Below are 20,132 nucleotides of genomic sequence, written 5' to 3'. Positions count from 1 at the left end.
CGTCGAAACGGGCTCCGCAACCGTGATGCAGTGCCCGTTCAGTAGAGTTTCGCCTAATGCAGGGAATGTGGCTGCTGGCGAAAAGTATAGTCATATCAAGAAAAGAGGAGAATTTCGTGGCGATCTATCGAATCGGAGAAAAGACACCGGTGATTCATCCGAGCGCGTATATATCCGAGCATGCGGTAATCATCGGCGACGTAGAAATCGGCGAAGACGTGTCTATATGGCCTGGCGCGGTGATACGCGGTGACAATGACAAGATCACGATCAGGCGCGGAGCGAATGTCCAGGAGGGGGCCGTGTTGCACACTGATCCTGGCTTTCCCGTTGACGTGGGCGAGCTGGTCTCCGTCGGACACCAAGCGATGCTCCACGGCTGCAAGGTCGGATCACATAGTCTGGTGGGCATCCAGGCGGTGATACTGAATGGCTCAAAACTTGGACAGAAAAGTCTTGTGGGGGCCGGATCCTTGATTGGTGAGCGAAAGACCTTTCCGGCAGAAAGCCTAGTGATGGGAGTTCCGGCAAAACTAGTGCGTGACTTAACCGATGAGGTAAAGGCAGCGATTGAGAAGAATGCTAGTGACTACATGACCAAGGCGAAGAAGTATAAGGAGGAGCTGGTCAAAGTAGGTTAACGAACGCGAGAAGCTCCGGCAGACATCCCGACACCGATCACGTTGTTGCACCCAACTGGTTCATGGATGACGCCTGATGGGATGTCGAGTCCGCGGGCAGCGCTGAAGTCATTCACAGCTTCCTTCAGTCTCTGGATCTAGCGATTCCAATGGTGGCGAACGATGGTGTGGGCATGATAGTCGCTTAATTTTTTTTAGGATCAACGAGGAATTCCGGGGAATGCTGCCTTGATCTTTAGGGAGAAGTACTCCTCGTCACGGTAGCCGTAGGCTCGGCGCTTGATGACCTTGATGGTATTGTTGATGCCTTCAACGACGCTCGTGTTCAGCGGATGCCGGCATCGCGCGACGATGCCGTGCCAATAGTTCTGCGAGCGCTGGGCGAACAACTCCAGGGCCAGAATCTGGCCTTGCCTGGACGCACCAATGCTCCCAAGCCTTCTGGGCGCATGCCGGGCGGCGGTAGAACCACAGCCGCTTGAGTTCGTCTCTCAGGATATAGACCGTCAGCAGCGGCTGATTGGCCTGCAGCACGTCATTCGGATGCACGGCCTGGGTGTCCTTCAGGTTTTTCCTGCTGCGCAACAGCGCGTGGATTTCAGTACCCGCCTGGCCGGTCGGTCGTGCCGCAGGCGGTTGGCCTGGTCTACGCGGACCCGGTCGGTCACCTCGCGCCCATACTCGGCTACCACGTGGAACAGGTCGAAGACCACCTCGGCCTGCGGGCAATGCTCTCGGATCTCCAGGGTTAGCGCGATCAAGCCTCGCAAAACCGTTATATCATCTGCCTGAGTGATAAAGATCCTTTTGGCACACATGACAGAACCTACGGTTGAAATGCTTGCGGATGAACTTAGACCTCGCTTGATGCGGATCGTCGTAGCGTTGCGACGGGAAATGAGATCGGCAGACGTGCCCCCCGCTCAGAGCGCGGTTCTCAGCGCATTGCTAATAAGAGGGCCGATGCGAGTTAGTGATTTGGCCAGGAATGAAGGCGTCCGATTGCCTACTATGACGCAGATTATTGGGCGGATGGTCGACGCAAGATTAGTCGCACGCACCGCCCCTATGGGTTCTTATAACAACATGATTCAGATTACTGAGGAGGGACGGTCGGTAGCTGCCAATTTGGCAGCGCAGCGGACGGCGGCGCTGGGCAAGCGCATGGAGAGACTGACGCAGCAGGAACTGCAGACGGTGATCGCGATGTGCCAGGTTATCGATAAGATGTTCGAAAGAGAACCGTGGCTGGGCCACGAGTAGTCAGCCCTGCAGAATGCTGAAGAGTAAGGCGCAGCAAGGCTTCGGAAGAATTGCGCTGCGTGCCGAACTCCCAGATCGATTATGAATCTGATTCAGATCCTGTACTTCCAAATGCGGCTGCCGTGTGACCCGACGAACCTCGTGCGTTTCCGACAGGCCCTGGGCGAGGCTGGCGTCGAGGAACTGCTGGGCAGCACGATCGCTGCCGCCGTGCAAATGAAGGTGATCAAACCGGCTGAGTTCGAACGCGTCATCGTCGACACCACGGTGCAAGAGAAGGCCATTTCCTATCCGACCGACAGCCGGCTGCTGGAGGTTGCGCGGGCCAAGGTGGTGCAACTGGCCAAACGCGCCGGCATTCAGCTTAAGCAGACCTTTGCCAGGGAAGGCAAGTCGTTGCGATTTTGTGCGGGTGGTTATGCGCATGCCAAGCAGTTCAAACGGCTGAGAACCGTGCTCAAGCGCCAGCGCACCGTGCTCGGCCGCGTACTACGTGATATCGAACGCAAGATGACGGCGCTCGCTGAGGATCAGCAACAGCGTCTGCGTCCCTGGCTCGAACGCGCCCGACGCATTGCGCAGCAACGTGCCAAGGACAAGAACAAGCTCTACGCTCTGCACGCTCCCGAGGTGGAGTGTGTCGCCAAGGGCAAGGCCCGTCAGCCCTACGAGTTCGGCGTGAAGGTGAGCTTGGCGATTACCGCTAATCAGGGACTCATCGTCGGTGCACGTAGCTTCCCTGGCAATCCCTATGACGGCCACACGCTGCACGCCCAACTGGAGCAGACCACCATCCTGCTACAGGACCTGCCCGGATCGCCCAGACCCCGCACTGCCATCGTTGACCTCGGTTACCGCGGGGTCGATGCCGAAATGGCGCCAGTGAAAATGATTCATCGCGGCAGGATCAAGACCATGAATCCATGAATCGTCGTCAGCGCAGAATGCTCAAACGTCGCCAGGCGGCCGAGCCTGTCATCGGTCATGTCAAAGCGGATCACGGCATGCGCCGGAACTGGTTGAAAGGCGAAATCGGCGACGCCATCCATCCAATCCTCTGTGCCGCAGGCTTCAATCTCCGTTGGTTGCTGCGGGCCATTGCCCGCTTGGGCGTCCACGGGCTTTTTTGCGTCTTGACTATGCTCACAGTCATGGCTCGATTCGCCAGGAGCGCAGGCCAATCGACTCTGTCCGCATGCCTGGGTCAACTGATACGACCAGAATCCGCCACCTTCCAGCTAGGCCGAACCCACAATCCGAATTTTTCAGGTCTGACCGAGTAGTACCCCGGACTCATCCAGAAGGACGGCGTGGTTCGAAAACTTACCCGTTACTCGACCGAGATCCGCCACAAGAACAGAATTCCGGGTATGTGTGCAAGACCGTCACCATCCTGAACGTTATTGAGGTCGCCAGCAGCAATCGCGTCGCCTTCTGCACAGCACTGCGGCGGCCTATGCGCCCGTAAAGGCGCCTAGAGTCGCACGTCGCCGGTCATTTCAGCTCCGGAGAAAGGCGTAGGCGCCTTTAGCGATTACAAGTGCAAGTGTGCCATAAGCTCTTATATTCGGATGTTCAGAAATACTGCGAGCTAATGAATCGCTTTTGCAATCGCTGATCTACAGTTGGGTTACAAATTTCGTGTTGAGATAGCCGTCGAACGTCTCTGTTCCACCCTCGCTCCCGATGCCACTATCTTTAATGCCTCCGAATGGGGTCTCGGCAAGGGCGCTTCCGAAATGGTTGATGTTCAGCATGCCGGCCTCAAGTTGCGTAGAGACAGAATGTGCTGTTTTCGCGGACTCAGTAAATACATAAGAAGACAGGCCATAACTCAATTTGTTCGCACGCTCCAGAACCTCATCCAAGTCGTCAAACGATACAACCGGGGAGACGGGGCCGAATGGCTCGCAAGTCATGAGCATGGCGTCGTCCGGAACGTTTGTGACGACGCTGGGTGCGAAAAAATGTCCTTTCCGGCTGTACTTGGCTCCGCCCACGACAACATTTCCTCCGCGCGCTTTGGCGTCTGCAATCAACGCATCCATTGCTGCAACGCGGCGTTGGTTTGCGAGCGGTCCCATCTGTGTCGTGCTATCGAGACCGTTGCCGACGCGCACCGAACTAATCACATCAGTAAAACGCCTTAGAAATCTATTGTAAGCCCCGCGCTGAACGAAAAAGCGGGAAGGTGCAACGCAGACCTGACCAGCATTTCGTAGCTTGAAATTTGCAAGCTTCTCGGCTGCAGCTTCGACGTCCGCATCATCGAAGACGATTGCAGGGGAGTGGCCACCCAGTTCCATGGTGATTCGCTTCATATGGGAGCCTGCGAGAGCTGCAAGTTGTTTGCCGACAGCAGTGGACCCCGTAAATGAGATCTTTTGAACAAACGGACATGCAATTAGGTATGAAGACACCTCCGAGGGTACTCCAAAGACTACGTTCAAGCAGCCGGGAGGAAGACCCGCATCTTGGAACAGCTGAGCTATCGCCAAGACGGCACTCGGTGTCTCTTCGGGCCCCTTCAAAACTATCGTACAACCGGCTCCAAGCGCGGCGGAGATCTTACGAATAGCTTGGTTGAAGGGAAAGTTCCAGGGTGTGAAGGCTGCGCAGACTCCGACAGGCTGACGTAGTACGAGTTGGCGGACGTCGGGGTGCCGGCTAGGAATCACACGGCCGTAGATTCGGCGAGCTTCTTCTGCATGCCATTCTGCATGTTCTGCACAGACCGTTACTTCTGCAACGGCTTCATGCAGAGGCTTCCCTTGGTCAATAGTCATATTGCGGCCGATTTCCGGTGCTCTTTGGCGGGCGAGCTCCGCAACTCTACGCAGAACCGCACTGCGTTCCAACGGCGATGAATTGCGCCACTTCAGGAAGGCCCGGTGAGCAGCCGCAACGGCGGTGTCGAGGTCTTCCAGGGTAGCAAGCGGAAGATGCCCAACAACCTCCTCCGTCGCGGGGTTGATCACATCCTGATGTCGTCTGCTTTCAATAGCGAGAAATTCGCCATTGATGTAAAGAGATAGTTCTGGATACACAGCGGCTACTCCACTGACTAAGAGTTTCTAAGAAGGTCTCTGCACGCGTAAATCGGTCGTTTCACTCGAGCTTAAAATCTCCGGCCTTGATTACTGCTTCAATGCTATTTTTGCGCTGCATAAGATAAGCCTCGAAGTAGTCCTGAGACCCGTCATATGCATCCATCCCCGTACCGGTAATCCGAGAGCGAAGTTCGGTATTCTTCAACACCGAAGCTACATCACTCCGCATTTTCTTGATTACAGTTTGGGATACCTTTGCGGGGGCATAAAGGGCGATAGAGCCAGTAAGCTGGACGTCGACACCCGATTCCTTGAACGTAGGGACATTTGGCAGCATATGCGAGCGTTCAGGCGTGGACACCGCAAGCGCCTTGACCTTTCCGGCCTTTACGAGCTGTGCGATTGGCGCCATGTCGATCATGAGCATGTCTATCTCGCCTGACACGATAGCGGGGACACTCTGCCCCGCGCTCTTGTAGCCGATGGGGGCCATCTTTACCCCTGTTTTTTGCGCGAGTTCCTCGATGCCGACGCGCATGCCCAAGTTGCCCCATCCGTACGAGAACTTCCCATTGGCAGCACGGGCCGCCTTAATGAGATCTGCGAGATTGTTATACGGTGCGGAAGCAGGGGTCACCACAACGAGAGGGGTTGTGACAAGCCCGCTAACGAGGGTGAGTTCCTTCCCTGGATCGACAGCGATATTGGGCCGCAAGGCAGCGTCGATGATCAATGACGTCGGGGGCATGACGAGGAGGCTGGATCCGTCCGGTTCAGCTCGTGCGACAGCCTTGCTGGCAATCGCCCCGTTTGCGCCGGGCCGATTCTCGACGATCACAGGGCGATTCCACATTTTTGATAGCTCTTCGCCAACTGCGCGCGCGACTACGTCCGTACCGCCGCCCGGTCCATACCCGACGTAGATCTTGACGGGCACCGTGGAAGATTGTTGCGCGTGAAGGATGGAGGGTAATACCAGGGAGCAGATCAAGACTGCTCTGCGAATGGACGATGTGGGCTTTTTCATGTTGTCTCCTCGTTATTTTGAAATACAGGTTTTAACCTGCTAGCGCGGCTGATGCGTCGGACTTCGTCCACACGTCTTTCAACGGTTTAATGTACTCACGGGCTTTTCGACTGGCGTTCCAACTAAGAACGCCCATCAGAGTATTTCCTTGGTAGTAGCGAAAGATGCAGGAGTCGTCTTTGAGGTGATCGTCTTCTACGATGTCAACGGTATATTGAGGACCGATGCGTCCGTAGCTGTGGATCTGAACCTGATACTGATCTGACCAGAAGAATGGCAGCGGAGCGTACTCGATGCGAGAGCCGAGCATGTTCCTTGCCGCCGCCATCGCCTGCTCGCTCGCGTTCGTCCGGTGCTCAATGCGCATGTACTCGCCGTAGCCTTTGTGAAACCACTCTGCAGCATCCCCGGCGGCGTAGACATTGGAGGCTGCTTCACAAAATTGATTACAAACCACACCACTACGGATGGTTAGACCGCTGCACCACCCCACGTTGGGCGCCGCACCGATGGCAACAACAATCACATCGCAAGCAATCGCAACCCCAGTGTCCACGCGGACTTCGGTTATGATCCGGTCACGCCATTTAACCTCTGCGAGCTCGCAATCGTTGTGGAAGATCACACCGTTTGCTTCATGGAGTTTCTCGATCCGCTTCCCTACGACATCCCCGACTCTCGCCGCTAGGGGAGTTTTGGATTTATCTATGACGGTCACCTGACAGCCGCTGGCTCTTGCAATCGCAGCCAACTCTGTGCCGATGAAGCCTGCACCGACCACAAGTATCCGCTTGCCAACTGTCAGATGTTCCCGAATCGCCAGCGCGTCGTTCAAGTTCCGCAAGCTGTAGCAATTCGCTGCTTGACTGAGGTTGGGAATCACTCGAGCGTCTGCGCCGGTTGCAATCAGCAAACGATCATAGTGAAGTGTGGTGCCGTCACTGAGTTGCAGTGAATTGTCGTGAGTATGCAGTGCAGTGGCAGACGTGCCGTCGAGGTAGTGGAGGTTTAGGGCCTTCATTCCATCTTCGGACATCAGATTGAGTGCCTCTACCGGACATTCGCCTGCCATCAGCCGCTTCGAAAGAGGAGGGCGATCGTAGGGCATGCCACCTTCTTTTCCGATCAGGGTGAGTCGTCCTCCCCAGCCTTGTGCACGCAGCGCTCGTGCCGCCGTGATGCCGGCTGCCGATGCGCCGACAACTACGATGTGCTCGGGGGAATTCATTACAGGTCCTCGTGAATCTCGATTGCAAGGGCTGGACAGATGCCAGCAGCCAGGCGAGCGGACTCGTACTGGTCAGGCGACGGGTCCGCCTTCAAAAGAATGATGATTCCGTCATCATTTTGGTCGAACAACTTAGGCGCATTTACGACACACTGGCCAGAACCGCAGCACTTTTCGGGGTAGATTGTGATTTTCATGGTGATTCTCTTTAGTGGATTACCAGCGTACAGGCAGTGCCTTAACGCCATACATGAGCGAATCGGGCTTGAAGTCAAGGCTCTCCACAGGCACAGCTAGCCGAAGATCCGGCAACCGCTCCAGTAAGGAGGCGAACATGATTTGCATTTCGAGTCTCGCGAGGGGTTGACCGATGCACTGATGCGGACCGTATCCGAACGAGACCTGCGTTCTAGAATCACGGTGAAGGTCGAAGACATCGGGATCTTCAAATTTCGTGCGGTCGCGATTAGCCGAAATACTTAGCACTACAACGGGATCACCGGCCCGAATCAATTGTCCATTTACGACAACATCCTCGGATGCGACACGGCGCTTTCCGGAATGTGTTACATCCAGGAAACGCAGAATCTCTTCCACCGCGTTTGGAATGAGGCTTGGCTCCTGCCGAAGCTCATCCCAAATATCTGGTCGTTGCAGGAGGAAAAGCAGTCCCATTGCCGTCGTATTGGCCGTCGTCTCGTGTCCGGCAATCAGCAAAAGCCTGGCAAGCGAGACAACATCTGTTTCGGTGATATCGCCTTTTCGTACGTGATTGACAATAAGGCGACTGAGGATGTCGTCGCCAGGGTTATCCGATCTCTTCGCCACCAGTTCTCGCAGGTATTCCCCGCACAAGGCATGATTTGCGGCGACGGCCTCTTCTAATGTCGCGGTACTCGACGTCAGAATCATTGCCTGTTCCTGGAAGAAGTCATGATCTTCGTACGGAACACCAAGCAACTCAGAGATGACCAATGCTGGAGTAGCCAACGTAAAGGCGCTCACCAGATCGGAGGGCTGAGGCATCTTTACGAAATCGTCCAGAAGCTTGTCCACGATCGCCTGAATCCGTGGACGAAGGTTCTCGATTTTTCGGATCGAGAATTCGCCTGTCAGCATGCGCCGATGCTCTGCATGCTTGGGAGCATCCATGGTGATGAAGGTCCGGTTATTACCCCGAGCAATCTTCATTGCGGCGCTGACAGTGGGATAGCCAGGATTTGTGATGTCAGAACTAAAGCGTGGGTCGGACAAGACCGAGCGGACGTCGTCATAGCGAGTGATGAGCCAAGCGATCTTTCCGTCCCAGAGCTTAGCTTGTCCCAAGCCGCTTCCTTGTTGCATCTGGAAATACACCGGCGGCGGCGCCAAGGGGTCAACCCGATCGGGAGGGAAATCGGGGATGCTGCCGCTACCTTCAGCGTGGAAAGGACACGAGGACTGCGCAGCGCTTGAAGCAGCTTGAAACGGGCAGCGCGCGTCTGCACCAGACGACTGGATTGAAGTGAGGGGGTCCGTCATGGACATATCTCCGAGGGCAAATTGTGAGAACATATTAGGTAGCCTACCTATGGTCCGCAAAAGGGGGTTTACCCTATCGATGGGAAGGTCGATCGCCCGCCGCATCAAGGAACTCAAGCGGGATCGACGATGGGAGGCGAAGGCGGAGTTCGACTACTGGAAGCCCAACTGGTCTGCTTGCAGGCGACCGCCGCCTTCTGTGGTCAAGGTATTCCGCCTATATGGGTGCTGGTCCCGCGGGGTGCGCGAACACTGGGATGTTTTTTTTGGGGCCGGTAGAGGATGGCCAGCGGTTTGAGCTTCGGGACGCGCATGCTGACGGCAGACCGGGTGCCCAAGACGCGCGAAAGCCGTTGATCCACCTCGCACGCGGGTAGGCCAACTTTGGCGCTGGGCATGATCTATCTGCCGGCAGAGGTCGCTGAGCGGTTGTCCCTTACCCATGTCTGGGTCTGGACGTGTAAAGCCGCAAGATCATGGGCTTCGAGGTGCACGAAGCGACTCGGACATACGGCGCATCTGGTCAAACGGTCAGACGTGCGGCGTTGCCGAGGGCAGTGATGTCATGGGCGGCCAAGCCTGGGTAGCAAGACGCGAACCGTGCAACACCGTCGCTCCCGGCAGCACAGGTTCACTGGCTGGGCGACCAGCCCTTGTTATTTTGCGTCGAAGGGGGACAGACAGTGGAAGCCTATGCCAAACGACTGGATATAGGGCGAACAAGCGCTAAAGCTGAGCGACAACGATTCAGTAGCTTCTCCATCAAGCGGGGGATGAAGATCGGCAAAAATCATACAAATAGGCCCCAGCTCTCCCCAAGCTCGTTATTGAGGTACTCAAACATCGACATGAACCGAAAGCGCTCTTTCTGTGCGGCATGTTTTTTAAGCGCTCTGCGCAATGCTGACATCAGTGACATATAACTACCTCCCAATTGAGAGGGCGAACTTTAGATAGGGCACTTGCAAAAAAGCGGATACGGCTATTACAGCTTCCTCACCCGTCCACACCCGGTACCTAGGCTGGGTCCCATTCAAGATGCAATCGATTACATAGATGCTAGACGGCAGTTGCTGAATGTCAAGACAAACGTTGAAGAGCTTCAAACGCCACACGGACATGCGCCGGGTCGACCCATGGCAAGGGTAAAACGATTATTTTTTTAACATAGGTTGGCTACCTAATATCGTCATCATCAGAGCGAGCGCGCTGCCAGTCTTTTTTAAGAAAGCAGGAATTGCTTATAACCGCGGAGATAAAAATCGATGCAAAGCCATCGGCGTTAATGGGATGGACGCCCCCACCCGTCAGGCATCGCTGTGCCAGAGTGGAGATTCCCACGTCGTGAAGTGTAATAAGAGTAGTACGTGACGGCCTGCGCACACGGATAATAAAAATCAATAGGTTAGACTTTCATGTGCGGACACGCGTACTAACATTGCGACGATTCTGCGAGTAGTAATGTTGGTACTCTCCGTCGGAAAGTAGTAATGTTGGAACTATCACCGGTCGTTCACTTGGTAGCATCTTTACTACAGTGTCAGGCCTTGACGATCCCTCACGCCTGTACAGTCACCCACTAGCCTTCGCTCGCAATGGATGGCGGCGGCGCATTGAGGTGTTCAGCCCAAAGCTCGGGCGACGGTTGAGCCTCGGCAGCTATGACGCCTACCGGACCTGGCTGATGGTCGAAGCCAATCCCGCCATCGAAACGTTCACCGAGCGACCGGCCCAGGTCGGCGAGGCGGGCAGCGCCGTGATCGATTTCTGGGTGCAAATCAGAGATGCGCCTGCCGGGGAGTTCTGGCTGATAGAGCGTCGTCGTGCAGAGGACGGTAACGAGGCCGGACCTGATGAACTCCCGAGTACCTTGCATGGTCTCCCTGTCCGCGTCATCCATCAAACTGAACTGCAGGCCTGGACAGTGCCGATCGCCAACTGGTCACGGATTGTCCCCTACCTCGTCAGCTACCAGCGATTCCGTGCCCCTGTGCTCGAGCAGGCTATCGTGGTCTACCTGAATCAACCGAGGGCGTTGGATGCGATCCTTGAGCGCTTCGCCGAACACGACCCGGCGAGCGTGGAGGCTTCGCTTTTTGCCTTGTTGGCATCCGGCCGCGTTGTCAGTCCTGACTTGGTGGCAGCGGCATTGAGCGGAGCGACTTCCTTTCAAAGGGCATAGGGGGTGTGCAAATGGTCGATCCGTCTCGCGGAATCGATCCGAACGCAATTCGTTTGTCGGAGTGGCCCCAACTGGACGAGCGTGCTCTCACGGGCGAAGCGCGGGCGACGTTTGGACGGCGCCGCGACGCGGTTGAGGCCTATGCCAACGGCAGTTCTCTTTTGCATATCTACAAGACCTGGGGCATCCACCGTTCCACGCTACACCGTATGATCCGTCGCGCACTGAGCGCACACCCGGACGGCCGCCTGTGGGGCTATCGCGCATTGGTACCGCATGTCCACGTACAGGCCTATGAACGGAACAGGGCGCCTCATGTGCTGGTGCACAGCACAGCGGGAAACGCAGGGGCCTTCGGACAGTTGCTGCAGCGTCACCATAGTCTGGCCGAGCAGTTGCGCAAAGAGATCGAAACGAGAAACGTCCATTTGCAGCCCGGTGAAAAAGGCCGTCTGGTTGGCCTCAAGGCAGTGATACAGCGCTTCCACCAGTCCTGCCGTGAATTGGGTCTCGGCGCTGGCGACTATCCGCTGAGCCAGCATGACAGAGCTGTTCGTTCCTTGGCCCGCACACTCAGGGGATGGTTGCAAGACGATTTCGATTTGGCTGCGCGCGCTGCCGGCCAAAGGATCAAGCCCGCATCGGCGCTGCGGAAGTTGCCTGAGCGGGGTAGCGCTGACGCGTTCGATACGGTCGAGTTTGACGCCCATAAGATGGACGTGCGCCTGAAGGTTATCGACAACGATCCACTAGGCGGCGAACAAAGCTATGAGATCGAGCGCGTCTGGTTGCTGGCCATCATCGATGTTGCTACGCGCTGTCTTTTGGGCTACACGCTTTCGCTCTCGCGCGAATGTAACCGCTTTGACGCCATCGAAACCTTCAAACGCGCCGTGACGCCGGCGAAGGTCCCCGAACTCACGCTGCCGGGCCTGCGCCTGCTGCCTACGGGTGGGTTCGTTTCGCAGGCCTTGGAGAGAGGCAGGCGTTAGTCCGCCGAGCAGACCTACCATTTCAAGGCGTTGGGCCGCCCAACGGCAAGCGGAGGCGCGGAGCAGTGTAAGAGTCAGGGTACGTCGGTGACGTTTTCGAACAGCATGAGCATTCGCGTGAGATTCTCATGAAGCTGGCGGAAAGGAAGGGTGCGTCGAACGGCAAAGCCGCCAGACCGTTGTTGCGATGAAGGCCGACCGGCAAGTTGTCGCATTGCTGCCTGAATTGCTGCAGTGAGAAGACTTGAGTCGTGAGAGACGAAACCGGCACGGCCCACGGAGCGTACCAACATTACTACGAAAACGTACCAACATTACTACAGTTCACGTCCGCATGACGGGGCGCACCCTCGATGCCTACAAACAGGTGCCCAAGTTTCTCTGGGCCTACGTCGGCGCGCAGATCGGCGTCACTCCGCCGGATATGGGTACGCTGGGCGCCCTCTATGACGGGCGCACCGATACCCTGATCGACCACCAGATGCTGGCCTACCAGGCCCTCGGGTTCAGCCCGATGGCCGAGCATCAGCGTCGCTACGTGACGCGCTGGCTCAAGGAGCGGCTGGCGGGCCAGCCGAGCCGCAGTGATCTGCTGCACGAGTTGAAGCGCTGGCTGTACGAGCATCGCATTCTGATTCCGCATGACCGGGCGCTGAAGCGGCTGATCAGCCAGGCTGTGGAGGCCTCCGAGGCGGCACTGGCTGACGCGCTGGTACAGGCCTATGGCGAGGCCTCCCTGGATGCGTGGGGTACGTTACTACCGCGTCCGGAAGGCGACCGCGCGAGCCTCCAGCAATGGCTTTGGGCTGTCCCGCTGGGCAACTCGACGCATCAGATGGGCGAGTTGTTCGACAAGATCGACCGTCTGTACAAACTGGGCATCCACAACGGCTGGCCGGCGACCTGCAATGAGGCGGTGGTGCGCCACTATGCGCGGCGCTGCGCCAATCGCCCGGCCTCGGTCAGCAAGCGAATCGCGCAGCAGTCTCGCCGCCTGGAAGCAGCGTGCTTCCTGCGTTATGCCTTATGTTCCGCCACGGACCAGATGTCGTCCATGCTGCGGCATTGGATTCAGAAATCCGTCAATGACGCCGGACGCCTGATCGATGCGGGCCGACCGGACCCTGGCGCCAAACTGCGGGAATTCGCGGCAGCCGTCAAAGCGCTGGTCGCCGACTCAACGCTGACACGGGAAGCACTCGGCCAACAGCTAGAGACCCTCGCCGATGCGGCGACTGGCCAGAATCAGCGAAGCCGTGCCGGCCTGATCCGTGCGCAATTGCTGTCACGGCACCGGCAAGCCCGGGCCATGTTGGGCAGGCTGGTTCGCCTACCCTTCGCCGCCCAGTCGGCCCACCCGGTGATCGAGGCGATGGAGGTGTTGCGCAAGCTCTATGCACGCAGGGCCGACTGGCTTCCCGACAAAGTCGTGGTTCGTTTGGGCCGTGCCTGGCAGCCGGCGTTGGAGGGCCAGGATCGCCAGCGGGCCCTGGCCGCCTTCGAATGGGGGACGCTGTCCACACTGCGGGTGGCGCTGCGAAACGGCCCGGTCTTCCTGGATCACAGTTTTGCCTTCCGTAGCCAGGCGGCACTGCTGATCTCCAACGAGGATTGGCAGGCCCGGCGTAACCACTTCTACGGTCATCTCAAGCTGCCGCAGGACGCGAAGGCATTCCTGGAGCCCGTCGTTGCACATCTGGACGCGGGGCTCGCCAAGTTGCGCGACGCCGCCCAGCGCGGGGAACTGAAAATCGATAGCGCGATCCACATTGACCCTCTTGCGGCGACGAGGCCGCAAGCGTCGGTCGATGCCTTGCGACGCGCGCTGTTCGAGCGGCACCCCGGTGGGCAATTGCCGGAAATCCTGCTGGAGATTGACAGCAGCACCCACTTCAGCTGGCTCCTGCTGGGCCGGGAACCGCATTCGCGCAGCGAGCTGTTGATGGTCTACGCCGCAGTGCTGGCGCACGGCACGTCGATGTCGGCGGCAGACCTCGCGCGCATGGTGCCGGAGTTGTCGCCCAGCGCGATCCGGCAGATGATGCATCGCATTGCAGACGAGCGCAAACTGCGCCAGGCCGCCGATGCTGTCCTGGTCTTCATGCACCAGCACCCAATCGCTCAGCACTGGGGACGCGCCGATCTGGCGTCGTCGGACATGATGTCGCTGGAGACCACGCGCACGGTCTGGCGGGCACGGGCCGATCCGCGCCGACGCACGGCATCGATCGGCATGTACACGCATGTCCGCGACCGCTGGGGCATCTTCTATGACCAGCCGATCCTGCTAAACGAGCGGCAGGCTGGCGCAGCCATCGAGGGCGTCATCCGCCAGAGTGGATCGGAAGACGTGACGCAGCTGGCGGTCGATACCCATGGCTTTACCGACTTCGCCATGAGCCTGTCCCGGCTGCTAGGCTTTGATCTTTGTCCACGGCTTGCGCATCTGCGCGACCGCCGTCTCCATGTTCCCAGGGACCACGATGTTCGGGCGGAATTGGCTGCGGTGACGGACTCGGATGTCCGGCTGGATCTGATCGAACGCGCTTGGGACGAACTGGTCCGCATTGCGGCATCGGTGCAGAGCGGGCAATGCACCGCCGTCCAGGCGCTCACGCGCTTTGGCGCGGCGGCGAGGGGGCAGCCCGTCTATGAAGCCGGCGTTCATCTCGGCCGACTGTTTCGCACGATCTTCCTGATCGACTACTTCACCAATCGCGCCTTCCGCCATGAGATGCAGCATGCCTTGAACCGTGGCGAGGCGGTCCACACGGTGCAGCGGGCCATCCACTACGGCAAGATTCCGCTTGAATTGACCCGGCACGATGTGTCCCTGGCGGCGGTGTCGTCGGCCCTGACCTTGCTATCCAATGCCGTGATGGCCTGGAATACGCTGCACATGCAGCGCGCGCTGGATGCAATTGAGGCCATCGGCGGCGAAACCATGCGACCCGAAGATCTGCGCCAGATTGCGCCGACACACCTGGAAGGCATCAACTTGCGCGGCACTTTCGACTTCCCGATTGCACGCTACGTGCATCGGCTGCTGCCGAATGCGGCGAGCACGCCGGACCCGCTGTCGCAGCGGCGTACTGCATAACTAGGCTTGGCGAAAACGAAGGGCGCTAGTACAACATCCCGTAAATGACTTTAATAATTATCGGGCTGCAGATATAGGTGCAGGAGCGTGACGACCACCTCGGCCATCTCGTCGAGCGAGCCTTCGCCTGGCAGCGGTTCCCAACGCCCGCTATGGTTGCGAAAGGCGGCGCCATAACGATTGCGGCCGAGTTCGGTCAGCCGAGCCACCACGGTCGGCTCCTCGTCGTCCAGACGTTTGATCAGCAGGTGACGCCCGTAGGCTTGCGTGACGATCTGCTCGTGGCCGAGCAGGCTGCGCAGTTGCTGCTGCAATTCGGCAGCGTAATGTTTGGTGGGTAAGGCTGGCATGTCGATTCTCGATTACGATGCGCCGGTTTGGAGCGGATAGCCCCGGAAACTCCATTTGAACGGGCGGGCCGCCTGATTGTGCGCGCGGACAAACTGCTCGGTGCGTTCGCGCAGGTGCGCGGTGCTGGTGTGGCTCGCATGGCGCAGCACCCGGCGCGTGTAGCGGGCAAACCAGAGTTCGATCTGATTGACCCAACTCGCGTGCAATGGCGTGAAGTGGAAGTGAAACCGCTCATCGTGCCGCGCGTTGAACGCCTGCCAGACGGCCTGGGCGCGATGCGTATTGAGGTTATCCCACACGACGTGCACCTGTTTGCCCGGGTACGCGCTTGCCACGCGCTCCATGAAGGCTACCAAATCCTCCTGGGTGCGCCGGTCGCGGCAGTCTGCCAGCACCTGTCCGGTATGCACGTCCAGCGCGGCAATCAACGCCTGGGTGCCGTGACGAACATATTCAAACTCACGCCGACGAAGCCGGCCCGGTGCGGGGGCACGTCCTGGGTGCTTGCGCTCGATGGCCTGAATGCCGGTCTTCTCGTCGATACTGAGCACCACCGCGTTTCGAGGCGCCTTGCGGTACAGCTTGCAAATTCCGTTGACCTTCTCGCGAAAGGCCGGGTCTGGGCTGTGCAGCCATTGCTGGACCCGGTGCGGACGCACGTCGCCGGCCTGCAGAATGCGCTGCACCTGGCTGCGGCTGATCTGCCCGACGACGCCGCGCTCCACAGCGCGCGCCACAATCTCGTCGAGCGTCGGCGTGACCCGTCCCTCAGGTTCCTGCGTTTCACACGCCAGCGCGATCAACTGTAGTCGCGCTTCGTGCGTGATGCGTGGCGGACGGCCACTGCGCTCGCCCTCGCGAATGCCTTGGGCACCTTGCTGGGCATGCGCTTGCGCCACAGGCAGACCGTTTGCACCGATACACCCAGTTCCCGCGCAATGACAGTATTGGCGTGGCCCTCGTGCGCCCACAACGCGATTCGCGCGCGCATCACATCTCGCTGCGCAGCCGTCTTCCGCTCGATCAGCGATAGCAGTTCCAGTTGTTCCTTCTTCGCCAGCTTCACTGGCGTTGCATGGCGGCCTCGACTCATCCCGCCATGATATCGGAGGCGATTAATTATTCAATCTATTTACGGGATGTTGTACTAGTTGCCTACATTGCAGGTTGTACCTTGTCGCGCTGCGCGGCATCTCGGCGCAGTTCCACAGCTGACCCGCAGCAGGCCTGGAGTGCGAAGGCAATCGCAAGAACGATGTGCACCGCGCCTCAACGCATCCGGAACTTACCAGTGGTCGCTTCGAGGTAGGCCGTTATGGCATAGCTGATATAAAAGCTATTCGATTGATAGTTAGGTAGATCGCGAGAAGAATACGTGTCCCAGGAACCTTACTTGGACACGCGGCGAGCGCCGTAGCGACGACATGACAACGACCAAGGCAACAACGTCTTCCCACGCACTGCTATCTGTCTTTGCCGCGAACGGCATCGATCGTGTTTTTCTTGTTCCCGGCGAAAGCTACCTCGGCATCCTCGATGCGCTCAGCGACTTTCCGGACATTGATGTCGTGACCTGTCGCCACGAAGGTGGCGCGGGCTTCATGGCCTGCGCTGACGGGCGCTTGACCCGTCGTCCCGGCGTCGTCATGGTGAGCCGTGGACCCGGTGCGACTAACGCATCGATTGCCGTCCATACGGCCCAACAAGACGCGGTGCCGCTCATACTTGTGATCGGCCAGATCCCCAAGGCGGACCTGCGCAAGGAAGCCTTCCAGGAGATCGCCTACCAGGAGATGTACGGTTCCATTGCAAAGTGGGTGGTGGAGGTTACGGATCCCGCCATGCTGGCGGAAGCCGCCTTCAAGGCAATCCGCATTGCGACCTCGGGGACACCGGGACCCGTGGTGCTCGTCGTACCAGAGGACATTCAGCATCAAGAGGCTGCGCAACCGACCTGGCGCGCCGTGCCGCACGATGCAACGGCCCCTTCGGCGGAGACCGTGGGCAAGGTGGCGGCGTTGCTGAATGGCGCAAGGCAGCCGCTGATCATTGCCGGCGGCGCGCTGGATTCTGTGGGCGGCAGGCGCGCGCTGAAGGAGCTCGCCGAACGCTGTCATGTGCCGGTTGCGGTCTCGTTTCGCCAGCACGATATCTTCCCGAATGAGCATCTGCTGTTTGCCGGCGATCTTGGACTCGTCAATCCAAAGGACCAGATCGCGACATTCGAATCGAGTGACCTGATCATCGCGCTCGGAACTCGCTTCGGTGACATCACGAGCCAGGGTTATACGTTCCCGAAGTTGCCGGCACCGAGCCAGACATTGGTTCACGTCTACGCGGATCCCCATATTGTGGGGCTGCACTTCGCGCCCACCGTCGGGCTCGTCTGCGATCCCGCACAGTTCGCTGCCCTGCTGGCGGAGCAGGTAAGTACGGCTGTCTCCGACGAACGAAAGGCGTGGGCAAAGCGCCTTAACGACATCTACAAATGCATCTCGGCGTGGCCCGACCCGGAGGTATCCGACGGCATTCCCTTTGTGAAGGTGGTCCAGAGCCTGTCCAGGATGGCACCGGCTGACACCGTGATCTGCCTCGACGCCGGCACCTTTGCCGCACCTGTCTACCGCCATTTCCCGTTTTCCTTTCCACAGCGTCTGATGGCGCCGCTGTCCGGTGCCATGGGCTACGGGACACCGTCGGCCGTGGCGTCGCAACTGCGTCTCAAGGGTGCCACCGTGGTCTGCATGGTTGGCGACGGCGGATTCCTGATGACCGGCAATGAAATGATCGCAGCCGTCGAGCGCAAGTTGCCGATCCTGTTCATCCTTGCCAACAACAACTGCTACGGCTCGATTCGAGTTCACCAGGAGCTGACCTACAAGGATCGCCATCTTGGTACGACCTTGAGCAACCCCGATTTCGTAAGCCTTGCCAGATCGTTTGGCGTGGAGGCCGAACGCGTGGAGGTGCTCGAAGAAGTCGACGCGGCCATCGAGCGTGGCCTGGCCGCGAAGGGCCCGTACCTCATCGAGGTGCATGCAAGCCTCGCGGCAATCCTCCCCGTCAGGGGGGCAGCCGCACCGGCGCTTGAGCGCTCTGGCAATTAACGCGGCCGGCAGGCGGCAGGTTGAGCTTGATCAACTGCAGCTCCCCCCATCAAACGACATTCCCGCGCTCGCGGCATTGGTCCGCGTTGACGCTCCATCAAGGATAAAACATGAAGCTTTCTCGCCCGGATCTCTTTCGCCAAGCGGCTTATCTCGCGGGCACCTGGGTGCCCGCAGGAACCGATGGCATCGATGTGCTGAACCCATCGACCGGCGCACGGCTCGGTGCTGTGCCGAAGATCACGGCATCCCAGACGGGACAGGCGATCGAACAGGCACAGACGGCGTTTCACACCTTTAAGCGCCTGACCGGGAAGCAGCGCTCCGCGATGCTGCGGCGATGGTATGAGCTGATGCTACAGCACGCGCAAGACCTCGCCACTATCATGACTGCCGAGCAGGGCAAGCCGCTGTCCGAGGCGAGGGCGGAGATCGACTACGCCGCAGCCTATCTGGAGTGGTTCGCAGAAGAGGCAAAACGTGTGTATGGCGATACCATCCTGGCACCCAAGGCAAGTCAGCGGATCTCGGTGACGAAGGAGGCAGTTGGCGTCTGCGCCGCAATCACCCCATGGAATTTCCCGTCCGCCATGGTGACGAGAAAGATTGGTCCCGCGTTGGCGGCTGGCTGCACGGTGGTCCTCAAGCCCGCCCAGCAGACGCCGTTCTCCGCGCTGGCGCTATGTGTATTGGCGGAAGAAGCCGGATTTCCCGCCGGCACCATTTCCGTATTGACGGGTGAGTCCGCCAGTATCGGCGGCGAGCTGCTCGCGAACCCGTCGGTGCGCAAGCTGTCTTTTACAGGTTCAACGCCCGTCGGCAAGACGTTGATGGCTGCTGCGGCAGGAACGGTGAAGAAGCTGTCGCTGGAGCTGGGTGGCAATGCCCCGTTCATTGTGTTCGAGGACGCCGACCTGGACGCTGCCGTGGCAGGTGCCATGCTTTCCAAATTCCGCAACGCCGGCCAGACCTGCGTCTGCGCAAACCGCTTTCTCGTTCACCGAGATATTCATGACGCGTTCGTTGCCAAGCTTGCGCATGCCGTCGCGGGCATGAAGATGGGCGACGGGTTCGATCCGGCCTCGCAGCTCGGCCCTTTGATCGACGCGAAGGCAATCGAGAAGGTCAGTCGTCTTGTCGACGACGCACGCGAGGCCGGCGCAATCGTTTTGCAGGGTGGTCGTCATCACCAGGCAGGGAAGCATTTCTACGCGCCAACAGTGCTGACCGAGGTGACATCGCATATGGAGATATCTCGGGAGGAGATATTCGGACCGGTTGTCGCAGTCCAGCGCTTTTCCAACGAGGCGGAGGCAGTCGAAATCGCCAATGCCACCCCATATGGCCTGGCTGCCTATTTCTACACACGCGATCTGAATCGCACCATCCGCGTTTCCGAAGCGCTCGACTTCGGCATCGTGGGCGTCAACGAAGGGGCTGTCTCCACTGAAGTGGCGCCTTTTGGCGGCGTCAAGGAGTCGGGATTCGGCAAGGAAGGCTCGAAGTATGGGCTTGAGGAATACCTCGAGAAGAAATATGTCTGCGTCGGTAATGTCGCCTGAGCCTGGCGATCTCCGGGCGGTCAGGGCTGCGGAGCCGAAGCGGCATTGCAAGGTCGTTGGCTGATGTTAAGCTATGCCGAAACCGAATGGGAACGAGGATGGATGTTC

General features: G+C 58.7%; 12 protein-coding genes and 4 pseudogenes. 8 read left to right on the top strand and 8 right to left on the bottom strand.

The features are described from left to right. Positions 1-116 precede the first annotated feature (116 nt). Positions 117-641, top strand: coding sequence for a gamma carbonic anhydrase family protein (locus AC1Q6V_RS29095; protein WP_284494933.1), 525 nt, complete (start codon positions 117-119; stop codon positions 639-641). A 200-nt stretch (positions 642-841) separates the two neighbouring features. Here AC1Q6V_RS29095 and AC1Q6V_RS29090 read toward each other — a convergent pair. Next, a pseudogene (locus AC1Q6V_RS29090) lies at positions 842-1,396 on the bottom strand (transposase); the annotation flags it as partial. A 61-nt stretch (positions 1,397-1,457) separates the two neighbouring features. Here AC1Q6V_RS29090 and AC1Q6V_RS29085 point away from each other — a divergent pair. Both AC1Q6V_RS29085 and AC1Q6V_RS29080 read left to right on the top strand, forming a co-directional pair. Next, the gene (locus tag AC1Q6V_RS29085; RefSeq protein WP_350146213.1) at positions 1,458-1,904 is read left to right on the top strand and encodes a MarR family winged helix-turn-helix transcriptional regulator; all 447 of its coding nucleotides are present in this window, start codon (positions 1,458-1,460) and stop codon (positions 1,902-1,904) included. Positions 1,905-2,009: 105 nt separating this feature from the next. Beyond that, positions 2,010-3,187, top strand: a pseudogene (locus tag AC1Q6V_RS29080) (IS5 family transposase); the annotation flags it as partial. Between the two features lie 336 nt (positions 3,188-3,523). On the opposite strand, the gene AC1Q6V_RS29075 reads toward AC1Q6V_RS29080, so the two are convergent. The 5 genes from AC1Q6V_RS29075 to AC1Q6V_RS29055 all read right to left on the bottom strand — a co-directional run bounded on the left by AC1Q6V_RS29075 (position 3,524) and on the right by AC1Q6V_RS29055 (position 8,730). Continuing rightward, positions 3,524-4,951 carry an NAD-dependent succinate-semialdehyde dehydrogenase gene (locus AC1Q6V_RS29075; RefSeq protein WP_284494929.1) on the bottom strand — a complete coding sequence of 476 codons (1,428 nt, stop codon included), beginning with the start codon at positions 4,949-4,951 and terminating at the stop codon, positions 3,524-3,526. Between the two features lie 61 nt (positions 4,952-5,012). Beyond that, on the bottom strand, positions 5,013-5,981 hold the full coding sequence (locus AC1Q6V_RS29070; protein WP_284494928.1) for a Bug family tripartite tricarboxylate transporter substrate binding protein: 969 nt from the start codon (positions 5,979-5,981) through the stop codon (positions 5,013-5,015). Between the two features lie 31 nt (positions 5,982-6,012). Next, the gene (locus AC1Q6V_RS29065; RefSeq protein ID WP_284494927.1) at positions 6,013-7,209 is read right to left on the bottom strand and encodes an NAD(P)/FAD-dependent oxidoreductase; all 1,197 of its coding nucleotides are present in this window, start codon (positions 7,207-7,209) and stop codon (positions 6,013-6,015) included. Beyond that, entirely contained in the window at positions 7,209-7,406 is a 198-nt protein-coding gene (locus AC1Q6V_RS29060; protein ID WP_284494926.1) for a ferredoxin, read from the bottom strand. Before AC1Q6V_RS29060 ends, AC1Q6V_RS29065 begins: the two co-directional genes overlap by 1 nt. A gap of 19 nt (positions 7,407-7,425) precedes the next feature. Then, on the bottom strand, positions 7,426-8,730 hold the full coding sequence (locus tag AC1Q6V_RS29055) for a cytochrome P450 (RefSeq protein WP_284494925.1): 1,305 nt from the start codon (positions 8,728-8,730) through the stop codon (positions 7,426-7,428). Positions 8,731-10,414: 1,684 nt separating this feature from the next. Between AC1Q6V_RS29055 and AC1Q6V_RS29050 the strand changes: the two genes are divergently transcribed. The 3 genes and pseudogenes from AC1Q6V_RS29050 to AC1Q6V_RS29040 all read left to right on the top strand — a co-directional run. Then, entirely contained in the window at positions 10,415-10,912 is a 498-nt protein-coding gene (locus AC1Q6V_RS29050) for a hypothetical protein (RefSeq protein WP_284494924.1), read from the top strand. An 11-nt stretch (positions 10,913-10,923) separates the two neighbouring features. Next, a complete protein-coding gene (locus tag AC1Q6V_RS29045) occupies positions 10,924-11,904 on the top strand; it encodes a hypothetical protein (protein WP_492344615.1) in 981 nt (326 codons plus the stop codon). A gap of 328 nt (positions 11,905-12,232) precedes the next feature. Further along, positions 12,233-15,004, top strand: a pseudogene (locus tag AC1Q6V_RS29040) (Tn3 family transposase); the annotation flags it as partial. 50 nt (positions 15,005-15,054) lie between these two features. Here the strand turns inward: AC1Q6V_RS29040 and AC1Q6V_RS29035 are convergent. Together AC1Q6V_RS29035 and AC1Q6V_RS29030 are read right to left on the bottom strand one after the other, a co-directional pair. After that, positions 15,055-15,354 (bottom strand): hypothetical protein, encoded by a 300-nt coding sequence (locus AC1Q6V_RS29035; RefSeq protein ID WP_284494922.1) that lies wholly within the window; start codon positions 15,352-15,354, stop codon positions 15,055-15,057. 12 nt (positions 15,355-15,366) lie between these two features. After that, positions 15,367-16,448, bottom strand: a pseudogene (locus tag AC1Q6V_RS29030) (IS630 family transposase). A 331-nt stretch (positions 16,449-16,779) separates the two neighbouring features. On the opposite strand from AC1Q6V_RS29030, the gene AC1Q6V_RS29025 reads away from it, so the two are divergent. Together AC1Q6V_RS29025 and AC1Q6V_RS29020 are read left to right on the top strand one after the other, a co-directional pair. Then, positions 16,780-18,462, top strand: coding sequence for a thiamine pyrophosphate-dependent enzyme (locus AC1Q6V_RS29025; protein WP_284494921.1), 1,683 nt, complete (start codon positions 16,780-16,782; stop codon positions 18,460-18,462). Between the two features lie 110 nt (positions 18,463-18,572). Continuing rightward, positions 18,573-20,024, top strand: coding sequence for an NAD-dependent succinate-semialdehyde dehydrogenase (locus AC1Q6V_RS29020; protein WP_284494920.1), 1,452 nt, complete (start codon positions 18,573-18,575; stop codon positions 20,022-20,024). The last annotated feature ends 108 nt before the right edge of the window (positions 20,025-20,132 follow it).

It is taken from the genome of Cupriavidus sp. GW823-FHT07B10, assembly GCF_058794355.1.
The sequence above is the reverse complement of the archived record's forward strand: the minus strand, read 5'-3'. Positions and strand labels throughout refer to the sequence as shown.

What these genes read in the sequence shown, in the direction of transcription:
- AC1Q6V_RS29085 (WP_350146213.1), top strand. Translation starts at nt 1,458, where the DNA reads ATGACAGAACCTACGGTTGAAATGCTTGCGGATGAACTTAGACCTCGC.
- AC1Q6V_RS29070 (WP_284494928.1), bottom strand. Translation starts at nt 5,981, where the DNA reads ATGAAAAAGCCCACATCGTCCATTCGCAGAGCAGTCTTGATCTGCTCC.
- AC1Q6V_RS29065 (WP_284494927.1), bottom strand. Translation starts at nt 7,209, where the DNA reads ATGAATTCCCCCGAGCACATCGTAGTTGTCGGCGCATCGGCAGCCGGC.
- AC1Q6V_RS29060 (WP_284494926.1), bottom strand. Translation starts at nt 7,406, where the DNA reads ATGAAAATCACAATCTACCCCGAAAAGTGCTGCGGTTCTGGCCAGTGT.
- AC1Q6V_RS29055 (WP_284494925.1), bottom strand. Translation starts at nt 8,730, where the DNA reads ATGACGGACCCCCTCACTTCAATCCAGTCGTCTGGTGCAGACGCGCGC.
- AC1Q6V_RS29050 (WP_284494924.1), top strand. Translation starts at nt 10,415, where the DNA reads ATGGTCGAAGCCAATCCCGCCATCGAAACGTTCACCGAGCGACCGGCC.
- AC1Q6V_RS29045 (WP_492344615.1), top strand. Translation starts at nt 10,924, where the DNA reads ATGGTCGATCCGTCTCGCGGAATCGATCCGAACGCAATTCGTTTGTCG.
- AC1Q6V_RS29035 (WP_284494922.1), bottom strand. Translation starts at nt 15,354, where the DNA reads ATGCCAGCCTTACCCACCAAACATTACGCTGCCGAATTGCAGCAGCAA.
- AC1Q6V_RS29025 (WP_284494921.1), top strand. Translation starts at nt 16,780, where the DNA reads ATGACAACGACCAAGGCAACAACGTCTTCCCACGCACTGCTATCTGTC.
- AC1Q6V_RS29020 (WP_284494920.1), top strand. Translation starts at nt 18,573, where the DNA reads ATGAAGCTTTCTCGCCCGGATCTCTTTCGCCAAGCGGCTTATCTCGCG.